An 11,173-nucleotide genomic window follows, 5' to 3' on the forward strand; every position below is an offset into this window, starting at 1 on the left:
GTGGTGTTCAGCTATTTCCCAAATACGCTGATGATGGCCGAAGAATCCAGCGCTTGGCCCGGGGTTACCGCACCCGTACACGAAGGCGGGCTCGGCTTTAATTACAAATGGAACATGGGCTGGATGAACGACACGCTGGATTATGTGGAAACGCCGTTTGAACAGCGGCCCGGGCGGCATCATCTGCTGACATTCCCGATTGCTTATGCTTATTCTGAGAATTATGCGCTGCCTTTATCCCATGATGAAGTTGTTCACGGCAAAAAATCGCTGCTCAGCAAAATGCCTGGGGATTACGGGCAGAAGTTCGCCGGGCTTCGGCTGCTGCTTGGGTACCAGATGACCCATCCCGGGAAAAAGCTGTTGTTCATGGGCGGGGAGTTTGGCCAGTTTATCGAATGGAAGGACCAGGAGCAGCTCGACTGGCTGCTGCTGGATTACGAGAGCCACCGCAACATGCAGCGGTATACCGCGGAATTAAACCGGCTGTATCTGAACGAACCGGCGCTGTGGGAGCGGGATCATGAGCTTGAAGGGTATCAATGGATCACGCCGCATGACAACACGCAAAGCGTCATTTCGTACCTCAGAAAAGGGAAGAAAGCCGGTGACACCCTTGTCGTCATTATTAATTTTCAACCGGTGCGACGTGAGCATTACCGCATCGGGATTGCCAAGGCCGGCACGTACGTGCCTGTGTTCTGCAGCGAGGATTCCCGATATGGCGGAAGCGGCGAGTTTAGCGCCGAACCCGTGCAGACGGAGAAGATCCCTTGGCATGAACAAACGTGCAGTCTGGAATTAACGCTACCGCCGCTCAGTATGCTGATATATAAAAGGGAGCAGCCCCGTACGAAAAAGTCGGTCCCGGGTAAAGAGAGTAAGCCAAGCAAGCGGAGTGCCGCGGCAAAGTCCGGCAAATCCGGAGAAACCACCCGGGTGTCGGCGTCCAAAGCCAAGGAAGGGTTAGAAATGCCTACTGCAGAGACAAAGAAAAGATCGGGCAGAGGCACCGGAAGTAAACCGGTGACGGAACGGCCCGCGGATCAATGAATAGGAGGCAGGAGAGATGAAAGTCATATTTGCAGCAGCGGAATCGACACCGTTTATTAAAACAGGGGGACTTGCCGATGTAATCGGCGCCCTGCCCAAAGCGCTCAAGCGAAGCGGCGCGGATGTGCAGGTCATTTTGCCCAAACATAAAGGGATACCACAGCAATTTAGGGATGAAATGCAGCATCTCACGGAAATAAAAGTGCCGGTCGGCTGGAGAAATCAATACTGCGGCATCGAAAAGCTCGTGTACGACGGCATTCCGGTATATTTTCTCGATAACGAATACTATTTCGGACGGGACAGCGTGTACGGATACATGGACGACGGCGAACGCTTCGCCTTTTTCAACCGGGCCGTGCTTGAAGTGCTTCCGCTGATCGGTTCCGAGCCGGACGTGCTCCACTGCCATGACTGGCATACGGCGCTTATTCCGGTTTTGCTGCAGGCACACTACCGCCATAACGAGTACTACCAGCACATCCGTACCGTGTTTACGATACATAATTTGCTGTACCAGGGAATTTATCCTTACGAGGTACTTAGCGAACTGCTGGAGCTGGGGCACCAATATTTTACGCCAGAAGGCCTTGAGTTTTACGGAAACGTCAACTTTATGAAAGGCGGGATCGTCTACGCCGATCACGTGACGACGGTGAGTCCGACCTACGCCAGGGAGATTCAGACGGCCCACTACGGATATGGGTTGGAAGGGCTGCTGTATTCGCTCGGTGACCGGTTGAGCGGGATCGTGAACGGAGTAGACACGAAGAGCTACAATCCAGCTAACGATGCGAGCCTCTACGTAAAATACCGGTCGAACCTGGCGAAAAAGAGGGAAAACAAAGCGGGGCTTCAGCAGGAGCTCGGCTTGCCGGTTAAGCCGGACGTGCCACTGATTGCAATGGTAACCCGGCTGGTGGAGTCCAAGGGGCTGGACCTCGTGACGCGGGTGCTGGACGAAATGCTGGATCACGACGACTTCCAGTTCGTCTTGCTCGGCACGGGCGACTCCGCCTACGAGCATTGGTTCCGCGAAGCGGCAGGGCGTCATCCCGACAACATGTCGGCGCAGATTACGTTCAGCGACGCCCTGTCACGCAAAATATATGCAGGCAGCGACATGTTCCTCATGCCGTCGAAGTTCGAGCCATGCGGCATCAGCCAGCTGCTGGCGCTGCGGTACGGCAGCATCCCGATCGTTCGCGAGACCGGGGGGCTGAACGACACCGTGCAGTCTTACAACGAGTTTACGGGCGAGGGCAACGGTTTCAGCTTCACGGCGTTCAACGCCCACGACATGATGCATACGATCCACCGCGCGGCAGCGTTTTACCAGCAGCCGGAGCATTGGAGCAAAATCGTGAAGAACGCCTTTGCCGGGGATTACAGCTGGAACATGTCCGCCAAGGAATATATGGACATTTATGAACGCGTCACCGTTTGAGCAAACGGAGCTGGTCCAGGCCGGCTCCGTGGTAATACCCACAGCGGCTAAGAATCCATTTGGAAAAAGCCTTCCGGAATTCAGGCTTTTCGTTATGAAGAAACCGATTTATTTGGTTAGATTTCGGTACAAAATCCGGTACCCGTAAGGGTCCAGACTGACATTCATCGTTCCGTTCTGGGTAGGCACCTTGTCGCCCGATAAGGCGTCCTTCCAGTCGTTCGTAACCATCGGGTGGGACAGCACTTGCGGCTTGTCAGTGTTGTTCATCCAGATGGTGAAATGAACCCGGCTGTCCATGCGCTCGTAAATAATGTTGGGATTGCCCGGTTCCGCCTTCAAAAAGCGGAAGCGGCCTTCGCGGAGCGCTTGTTTTTTTGCGAAGACCGATGAGCAGCTTGTAAAAATCGTACAGCTCGCGGTCCTGCTTCTTCGGATCCCACTCCATGCATTTACGGCAGTCCGGATCGCCGCCTCCGGTGAGGCCCACCTCGTCGCCGTAGAAGATGCATGGCGTCCCCATGAACGTGAACAGGAAGACGACCGCCAGCTTCATCCGGCGCTTATCGTGCCCGACACGTGTCAAGAGGCGGGGTGTGTCATGGCTGCACAGCATGTTGAACACCACTTCGTTCGTCTGCTGCGGATAGCGCATTAGGATGGTGCCCATTTTGTTGGCGAACGTCAGTCCGTCCATGCCTCCGTTGAAAAACTCCAGCACCTTGTCGGCAAAAGGGTAGTTCATGACAGAGTCGAACTGATCTCCGACCAGCCAGGCCAGGGAATCGCTCCACACTTCCCCGACGATATATGCGTCCGGATTGGCGTTTTTGACGACCATGCGGAAGTCCCGCCAAAAATGGTGGTCGACCTCGTTCGCCACGTCCAGCCTCCAGCCGTCCAGCTTGATTTCCTTGATCCAGTACTCGGCAACGTCCAGCAAATACTGCTTCACCTCGGGATTGGCCGTGTTGAACTTCGGCATATTGCCGAAGAAGCCGAACGTGTCATACGTGGCGATCCCGTTCTCAACCCGTGCCGGAAACTGGTTGATATGAAACCAATCGGCATATTTGGACTTTTCCCCATGCTTCAGGACGTCCTGGAACGGTGGAAACTGTTCGCTGCAGTGGTTGAACACGGCATCGAGCATGACGCGGATCCCTTTGCTGTGACAGGCTTCCACGACCTGCTTGAGCAGCTCGTTATCCCCAAAATGCGGATCAACCTGCCTATAATCGACGATGTCGTATTTATGGTTCGACGGCGACGTGAACAAAGGTGTGAAATATATCGCATTAATGCCAAGATCGAGTAGGTCGTCCAGGTGATCCAGGACGCCCTGCAGGTCACCGCCGAAGAAATTGTCCGTTGTCGGCTGTCCTCCCCAAGGCTGTGTGCCTTTCGGATCATTGCTTGGATCCCCGTTCGCAAAACGTTCGGGCATAATTTGGTAAAAAATTGCATCCTTTGCCCAATCCGGCACCTTAAACACGTCGATCTCATGTATGTAAGAAAATTCGTAATAGCCGCCCGTCGGCGCCGGACAATTTCGGTACAGCCCGTTGTCGAGCATGTAAATCGTTTCTTTGCCGGAAGTGATCCGGAACGCATAGCTAAGACGCTTGTATTTAGGCAGCACGGCAGCTTCCCAATAATCGAACATATCGTCGGTCGCGGCTTTTTCCATCGTAATTTCAAAATAGGTCGAATCCCAGTCGTATTTGTCTCCGGTCATCGCAACTACCGTATCCACGTCATTTCGTTTGGTGCGGACACGCAGATGTATCGTCTTCGGATCGTATGCATAGGCCCATTTGTCCCGGGGGACATGGTATAAAGCTTCCAGCAGCATGACTACACCTCCACTAAATATCTAGCTATTTAATACCTCATTCCCGGAATGATGAACCATGGCTGCCGCCTTAATCTGACGTTTCGGTGAACTTTTTGCGTAGGAGTCCCCATTGCGTGTAATTACATCATAAGAAGCTTTTCTTTCAAAGGGTGCAGGTTTTTGAAGGGATTTATGCATCCATATGAGGAAGGAGACGGGCTTTGAAACGGTAAATACATATTTATTCCGAAAAAGAGGGGGAGTGACTAAAAGAAACAAAAGAACTAGGAATAAATGGAATTAAAAAGCTGTAATCCGCCTTATCTTGGCTATTTTGAAATGTATTGACCACTGTATGAAAATGTCATTGCATAATCATGCATTTTTATTGTATGATTAGAACCGTGGTTTTTCGGGCTGGGCCGGATACGGATCATGCCTTTGAACAACAATAAGTATCATTGAAATGGACAGGAGAGATAGATATGAAAAAATGGGGTATTCTAACGGCATGCATTCTGCTGGCAGGCTCCCTGCTTGCCGGATGCGGAAGCAAACCTTCGACTGAGGGCGGCACGGCAGCGGGCGAAAAGCCGGCCAGCGGCAAGACAATCGTGCTTGGAACAAGCGCGGACTTCCCGCCGTACGAATTTCATAAAATGGTGAACGGCAAGGACCAAATCGTCGGCTTCGATATCGAAATCGCCAAGGAAATCGCCAAAGACATGGGGGCGCAGCTTGAAGTCAAGGATATGAGCTTTGATGCGCTTCTCGGCGAGCTGTCCACCGGCCGCGTAGATTTTGTCATTTCGGGCCTTACACCAAACGAAGAACGCAAGAAACAAATCGATTTTTCGAACAACTACTATAAGGCGGAGCAGGCCGTTGTCGTCAGAGAGGCTGACAAAGACAAATACAGCACGATGAAAGCTCTGGAAGGAGCTTCGCTCGGCATTCAGAAGGGTTCGATCCAGGAGGACATCGCCAAGACGATTCCGGGCGCGAAGATCACCGGTCTGGGCAAAATTTCCGACATCGTACTGCAGCTGAATTCGAGCCGCGTGGATGCCTCCATCATGGAGAAGCCGGTTGCCGAAGCATACATCAAGAACGTCAAAGGTCTGGTAATTGCGGATGCGGTTCCTGATTATAAGGAAGACGGCTACGCGATCGGGATCAAAAAAGGTAACACTGAGCTCGTGAACCAAATCAACAAAACGCTGGACCGTCTGAAATCCGAAAACAAGATTGAGCAGTACGTTGCCGAAGCGAGCGATTTGGCTGCACAGAAATAGAGGTTAAGCTGTCTGCTCTCATTTTATACATCGGATAAAATAGCGAAGCGAATTCGCTATTTTTTCTGTTCAATGATGGGTACCTTGTTTCAAATATGTCCCGATCTGTTGTATACAGGGAAAGGATGGGACAGGCAGGTATGATGACAAAGGAGGTTCTTGGGTCTTTATGAATATGTTCTCCGTTTTTTGGGATTACCGGACGTATTTTGCGACAGGTATCCAGTATACACTGCTCCTGGCGGCCATCGGCGTCATATGCGGCTTCGTGCTGGGCATTATTATATCCTTGATGCGGATGTCCCGCTTTTGGCTGCCGAAGATGATCGGTTCGGTGTGGGTGGAAGTTCTCCGCGGTACCCCGATGGTTGTTCAGCTGTTTATTATTCACTACGGCCTCGTGGCCTTCAAAAGCGTGCTGCCGGCCATCGGTAACGAGTTTATTACGATTATCAAGGAATCATCCATCGTATCGTTTATCGGCGTCACCGACTTGATGTACCAGTCGGGGGCTATCCAAGGGATTACGTATGATTACCTCAGTCCGCTGCTGGTCATTGCAGCCATCTACTTCATTATGACGTTTACCTTGTCCAAGCTGCTGGGGGCATTTGAAAGGAGGCTGAATACAGATGATCAGCGTTAAAGATTTGCGCAAATCGTTCGGCAAGCTGGAGATTCTGAAAGGGATCGACATCGACATCGCCAAAGGCGAGGTCGTCGTCGTGATCGGCCCCAGCGGCTCGGGAAAAAGTACCTTTCTCCGCTGTTTGAATCTGCTCGAAACGCCTACAGGGGGACAGATCACGTTTGAAGGTGAGCCAATTACGGACAAACGCCACAACATCAATGCCACACGCGAAAAAATGGGCATGGTGTTCCAGCATTTCAACCTGTTCCCGCATAAATCGGTGCTGCAGAACCTCATGCTGGCGCCGGTTAAGGTGAAAAAGCAGCCGCCGGCCGAGGCGGAACGGATTGCCCTTGACCTGCTGCGCACGGTCGGATTATCCGACAAGAAGGATGCGTATCCGTCCCAGCTGTCAGGCGGGCAGAAGCAGCGGATCGCCATCGCGCGGGCGCTGGCCATGCAGCCCCACGTCATGCTCTTTGACGAGCCGACTTCGGCGCTGGACCCGGAAATGGTCGGCGAAGTGCTGGAGGTCATGAAGAAGCTCGCAGAGGGCGGCATGACGATGGTCATCGTAACCCATGAAATGGGATTTGCCCGGGAAGTCGGCGACCGGATCGTCTTTATGGACGGCGGACAAATTGTCGAGCAGGGGACGCCTGCAGAAGTGTTCGGTAACCCGCAAAACAGCCGCACGAAAGATTTTCTGAGCAAGGTCCTTTGACAAAGAGCCTGCATCTACAAATGATAAAGCCCTGGACGAGAATATTACTCATCCAGGGCTTTTTTTGTACCTTTTCATGAATAAATCGTTAAAATGAATGAAGATGTTGTAACTTTTTTGAAAGGGATTGAGCCGTTGCTCCCTTGATTAAGTCAGCTAACAACTCTATATAAAGCCTGATATTTCGAGGCTTTTGTATTGGTAACATTTTCATGCGCACAGGTTACAAAATTGTGATATATTTGTTGAGCCGAAACTTTTAAGGTAAAGTGCGGGGGATGTAATTTGTGTACATAGTACGCTTGGGGTGAATCGCACCAACAGGGCGTAGGGTTGTCTCCTCAATCCGAATCCGACAGCTAACTTCGCAGGCATCACGACTTAAGGAGGAACCATGAAAAGATTTAAAGGAATCAAGACACTTGCAGCCATCATCGGCATTTCTCTGGCGGTACAGACGGTACCCACGTTTGCGGACTCGGTCCATGTAGCGAAGGATGGAGACACCTTCTATACACTATCTAAACAATATAGCGTTAATTTGAATCAACTGATGAATGCAAATCCGAATGTACAAGCAACCAATATTTATCCGGGCCTGAAATTAAACGTTCCCGGAGCAAGCACAGCCAAGGCATTTGCCGCAGAGGACAGCGGCTCCATCATCACGGCTGCTTCCCTGAACGTCAACGGCGATGACAAAGTCGTGGAAGCATGGGGTAAAACCTTCGATTACTCCAAAACGCTGGACGTCCGAGCTACGGCATATTCTTCCGCAGCTAGCGAAAACGGCAAGTGGGGCGCAGTGGACTACTTCGGCAACCCGCTGAAGCTGGGCACGATCGCGGTTGACCCGTCCGTTATTCCATTGGGAACGAAAGTGCTCGTTACCGGTCACAGCTTCCCGGGCCTTCCGAAGAAAGCCTTCGTAGCGACAGCTAAGGATACCGGGAGCGCGATTAAGGGGAAACGCATCGACATTTTCGTACCGGGCAGCCCGGAAAGCGTCAGTGCCTTCGGGTTCCAGGACGTTGAGCTGTATTTCATTAAATAGTTCAAGCTATTCATAACAACACGGAAAAACCGGCTTTTGTACGAAAGCCGGTTTTTTTTGTACGCTCAGCGCGTTACTTGTCTTTTGGAACGTGAAGTAACCTCGGCAGCGTGACGAACGAATAACCTTTATTTTTCAATGTTCGAATGATGTCCGGAAGGGCATCGATCGTACCGCTGAGATTGGACGTGGTTCCGCCTCCCGCATGCTGAAGAATGATCGAGCCTTGCCCAACGGTGGACAGCACGTTGCGCTTGACCGCTTCCTTGCCGATTCCTTTCCAATCCAGCGAATCGACGTTCCAGTTTACAATTTTGTAGCCCTGCTGCTTGGCCCAGCGCAGTTGGCGTTCCGTGATGTCTCCATAAGGCGGCCTGATCAGCTTGGGCTTATAGCCGACGATGCCGTAAAGCGTGTTCTCCGTCCGCTTAATCTCGGCTACATATTCGTCCATCTCCAATTTGTGAAACACGGGGATGATTATAGGAGTGGTTTCCGATCACATGTCCTTCACGGACGATGCGCTCGACCAGCTCGGGATGCTTCTTCGCCCGGCTGCCCATCACAAAAAAGGTGGCTTTAATATGATGGGCTTTGAGCACATCCAGGATCTGAGGAGTAAACCTGGGATCCGGCACGTCATCAAAGGTTAGGGCCACCTCTTTGACGCGCGGACCGTGAATTTTAAACGTTTCGGGATATTTTTTGATCAGCTGGCCGAGCGTAAGGATCTGCTGTTCCTTCCGCTTTTCTTTCGCCTCCCGGCTGCTGGTTTCCCGTGCAGGTTCGGAACCTGACGGATGTTTCGGGGGTTCACCGCCTTGAGCGGCGGCTGCCGGCCACCCGGACTGCCAAGGACAGATCAACAACAAAATCAGCAGGGAAGACAGCAATGTGCATAACAGCTTCTTTTTCATCCGTCTCGACTCCTTTCCACCGCGGACAAACAGCGAAAACATGATTATCCTTGTTATGTCCATAAGTTGATGCAATTATGTTGCTTTAAATCAGATGCTGGGCTACATTTTCATATCGTTCTGCAAAGCGTGTATAATAGAACTGATGGATTACGGTCGCTGCACGTTGGCCGTAACCGCGAGGTATGGACAATGAGCGGCGGCGCTGCAATCATATAACCCTGTTGTCATATAGGCTTAATCACATACAACATAAAGGAGACACGAAGCAATGGCAGATCTATTTACACCTTATGTACTTAAAGGATTATCTCTGAAAAACCGGATTGTTATGCCTCCGATGTGCCAATATTCGGTACAGGCTGAGGACGGGATCCCTAACAATTGGCATTATGTCCATTATGTATCCCGCGCAGTCGGCGGAGCCGGATTGATTATCGTAGAGATGACGGGGGTTCATCCCGACGGACGGATTACGAACCGGGATACGGGAATATGGGATGACGGGCAGATCCCTGCTTACCGCAAAATCGTCGACGAAGTGCACGCCCATGGCGCAAGGATCGGCATCCAGTTGGGCCATGCCGGCCGCAAGGCGGAAGACGCGAACCCGCCTGTAGCTCCATCGGCCATCCGTTTTGACGAGAAATATAAAATTCCGAGAGCTTTGTCCACCGAAGAGGTCCAGAGTCTGGTTACCGCCTATGGGGAAGCGGCCCGGCGCGCGGTGGAGGCCGGCTTTGATACGGTGGAGATACACGGCGCTCACGGCTATTTAATCCATCAGTTCCATTCTCCGCTGACCAACCGAAGAGACGATGCGTATGGAAAAGACCTGGCTTTGTTCGGAGAAGAAGTCGTTAAAGCCGTCAAGAAGGCGGTCCCTGAAGACATGCCTGTTCTGATGAGAGTGTCAGCCAAGGAGTACGTGGACGGCGGTTATGACGTCGATTACTGCGCGGAAATCTGCCAACGATACCGGGATGCGGGCGTGGACGTATTTCATATTTCCTCCGGCGGTGAAGGTCATATCGGATCGAACGGCGGACCGAAGGCCGGCTCGGGGTACCAGGTGGAATTGGCGGAGCAAATGAAGGCAAAGCTGGATGTGCCGGTAATCGCTGTCGGCCGCTTGGAAAATTACGAGGAAGCGCAGCAGGTGGTGCTGGAAGGAAAGGCGGATCTGGTCGCAGTCGGCAGAGGCATGCTGAAGGATCCTTACTGGGCGCTCCATGCGGCTCAAGAGCTGAACGGAGAACAGAAAATCCCGAAACAGTATTTGCGCGCTTTTTAACGAGGCATTGCGGAAATGAAGCTAATCAAGCATTCACAACAAAACGCTGGAGTCAGATCGGTTGGATCGGCTCCCGCGTTTTTTTAAACGGTAAACATAGCCTTGAATGAAGGCTCATTGCTGCTATATTATGGAAGATGAACAAACCCAAAAAAAATTTTGGCGATTTTTGAAACGGTCCTAAAACTGCTGCGTAAAAGAGTATCAAGAAGAACACATTAACCTTTCAGGAGGAACAAGAAACCATGGCTATTTTCAAAAGACTGCGCGATTTAACAATGTCCAATATTAATGCGATTATCGATAAGGCAGAAGACCCGATCAAGATGACGGACCAATATATCCGCGATATGACCGAAGATTTGGAAGACGCGGAGAAGGCTGTAGCCGCTCAAATCGCCATCGAGAAAAAATTCAAGCAGCTGTACGAAGAGCAGCAGGCGCTCGTTGAGAAGCGTACCCAGCAGGCACACACCGCAGCCCAGGCACAGAACGTTGAGCTGGCCCGCCGTGCGCTGGAAGAGAAAAAATCGGCTGAGCAGAAAATGAACGAATACAAAGCAAGCTACGACCAGAACAAGGCTTCGGCCGACAATCTCCGTGCCAAGCTTGAGGAAATGCGCAAGCAGCTCACCGAAATGAAGAACAAAAGAGAGACGCTGGTAGCCCGCTACAATGCGGCCAAAGCGCAAACCGAAATCAACAAGGCGATGAACGGCTTCAGCACCGATCTGCAACGAACGGCATGAAGCGGATGGAAGAGAAGATGCTGCAGATGGAGGCGCAAGCCGAAGCCAGCAACGAAATGTCCGCCAAAGGCAAATCGCTCGACGATGAGTTCGAACAACTCGGCAAGGATAAAGAGGTTGAAGATGAGCTGGCAGCGCTCATGAAGCAGTACGATAACAAATAATCTGCCAT

Annotated in this window: 9 protein-coding genes, 2 pseudogenes and 1 riboswitch; of the genes and pseudogenes, 8 read left to right on the forward strand and 3 right to left on the reverse strand. The window is 51.7% G+C overall.

Annotated elements, in window-relative coordinates; translation table 11 throughout:
• A partial coding sequence (locus CPT76_RS06185) for an alpha amylase C-terminal domain-containing protein (RefSeq protein ID WP_181152707.1) occupies positions 1–1,053 on the forward strand: 1,053 nt, incomplete at its 5' end.
• 16 nt (positions 1,054–1,069) lie between these two features.
• Positions 1,070–2,500: a glycogen synthase GlgA gene (glgA, locus tag CPT76_RS06190; RefSeq protein WP_105442265.1), complete on the forward strand. Its 1,431-nt coding sequence runs from the start codon at positions 1,070–1,072 to the stop codon at positions 2,498–2,500.
• 108 nt (positions 2,501–2,608) lie between these two features.
• Here glgA and CPT76_RS06195 read toward each other — a convergent pair.
• Positions 2,609–4,355 (reverse strand): annotated as a pseudogene (locus CPT76_RS06195) (alpha-glycosidase).
• 467 nt (positions 4,356–4,822) lie between these two features.
• Between CPT76_RS06195 and CPT76_RS06200 the strand changes: the two are divergent.
• From CPT76_RS06200 to CPT76_RS06215, 4 genes are all read left to right on the forward strand, one after another.
• Positions 4,823–5,632, forward strand: coding sequence for a transporter substrate-binding domain-containing protein (locus CPT76_RS06200; RefSeq protein ID WP_105442266.1), 810 nt, complete (start codon positions 4,823–4,825; stop codon positions 5,630–5,632).
• Positions 5,633–5,801: 169 nt separating this feature from the next.
• On the forward strand, positions 5,802–6,278 hold the full coding sequence (locus tag CPT76_RS06205; protein WP_105442267.1) for an ABC transporter permease subunit: 477 nt from the start codon (positions 5,802–5,804) through the stop codon (positions 6,276–6,278).
• Positions 6,265–6,987: an amino acid ABC transporter ATP-binding protein gene (locus CPT76_RS06210; protein WP_076171392.1), complete on the forward strand. Its 723-nt coding sequence runs from the start codon at positions 6,265–6,267 to the stop codon at positions 6,985–6,987. The genes CPT76_RS06205 and CPT76_RS06210 overlap by 14 nt, the downstream gene beginning before the upstream one ends.
• 238 nt (positions 6,988–7,225) lie before the next feature.
• Positions 7,226–7,378, forward strand: a riboswitch (cyclic di-AMP (ydaO/yuaA leader).
• A gap of 3 nt (positions 7,379–7,381) precedes the next feature.
• Entirely contained in the window at positions 7,382–8,041 is a 660-nt protein-coding gene (locus CPT76_RS06215) for a 3D domain-containing protein (RefSeq protein WP_105442268.1), read from the forward strand.
• A gap of 73 nt (positions 8,042–8,114) precedes the next feature.
• Here CPT76_RS06215 and CPT76_RS41245 read toward each other — a convergent pair whose 3' ends face one another.
• Both CPT76_RS41245 and CPT76_RS41250 read right to left on the reverse strand, forming a co-directional pair.
• The gene (locus CPT76_RS41245; RefSeq protein ID WP_308737527.1) at positions 8,115–8,495 is read right to left on the reverse strand and encodes a polysaccharide deacetylase family protein; all 381 of its coding nucleotides are present in this window, start codon (positions 8,493–8,495) and stop codon (positions 8,115–8,117) included.
• Positions 8,470–8,958 (reverse strand): polysaccharide deacetylase family protein, encoded by a 489-nt coding sequence (locus tag CPT76_RS41250; RefSeq protein WP_308737528.1) that lies wholly within the window; start codon positions 8,956–8,958, stop codon positions 8,470–8,472. The genes CPT76_RS41245 and CPT76_RS41250 overlap by 26 nt, the downstream gene beginning before the upstream one ends.
• Before the next feature lie 271 nt (positions 8,959–9,229).
• Here CPT76_RS41250 and CPT76_RS06225 point away from each other — a divergent pair, with 271 nt between their 5' ends.
• Positions 9,230–10,252: an NADH:flavin oxidoreductase/NADH oxidase gene (locus CPT76_RS06225; protein WP_105442269.1), complete on the forward strand. Its 1,023-nt coding sequence runs from the start codon at positions 9,230–9,232 to the stop codon at positions 10,250–10,252.
• A 245-nt stretch (positions 10,253–10,497) separates the two neighbouring features.
• A pseudogene (locus tag CPT76_RS06230) lies at positions 10,498–11,165 on the forward strand (PspA/IM30 family protein).
• The last annotated feature ends 8 nt before the right edge of the window (positions 11,166–11,173 follow it).

Source organism: Paenibacillus sp. AR247, assembly GCF_002968895.1.
In the GTDB taxonomy this organism is placed as follows: Bacteria; Bacillota; Bacilli; order Paenibacillales; family Paenibacillaceae; genus Paenibacillus_AQ; species Paenibacillus_AQ favisporus.

What these genes read in the sequence shown, in the direction of transcription:
- CPT76_RS06225 (WP_105442269.1), top strand. Translation starts at nt 9,230, where the DNA reads ATGGCAGATCTATTTACACCTTATGTACTTAAAGGATTATCTCTGAAA.
- CPT76_RS06200 (WP_105442266.1), top strand. Translation starts at nt 4,823, where the DNA reads ATGAAAAAATGGGGTATTCTAACGGCATGCATTCTGCTGGCAGGCTCC.
- CPT76_RS06205 (WP_105442267.1), top strand. Translation starts at nt 5,802, where the DNA reads ATGAATATGTTCTCCGTTTTTTGGGATTACCGGACGTATTTTGCGACA.
- CPT76_RS06210 (WP_076171392.1), top strand. Translation starts at nt 6,265, where the DNA reads ATGATCAGCGTTAAAGATTTGCGCAAATCGTTCGGCAAGCTGGAGATT.
- CPT76_RS41245 (WP_308737527.1), bottom strand. Translation starts at nt 8,495, where the DNA reads ATGGACGAATATGTAGCCGAGATTAAGCGGACGGAGAACACGCTTTAC.
- glgA (WP_105442265.1), top strand. Translation starts at nt 1,070, where the DNA reads ATGAAAGTCATATTTGCAGCAGCGGAATCGACACCGTTTATTAAAACA.
- CPT76_RS41250 (WP_308737528.1), bottom strand. Translation starts at nt 8,958, where the DNA reads ATGAAAAAGAAGCTGTTATGCACATTGCTGTCTTCCCTGCTGATTTTG.
- CPT76_RS06215 (WP_105442268.1), top strand. Translation starts at nt 7,382, where the DNA reads ATGAAAAGATTTAAAGGAATCAAGACACTTGCAGCCATCATCGGCATT.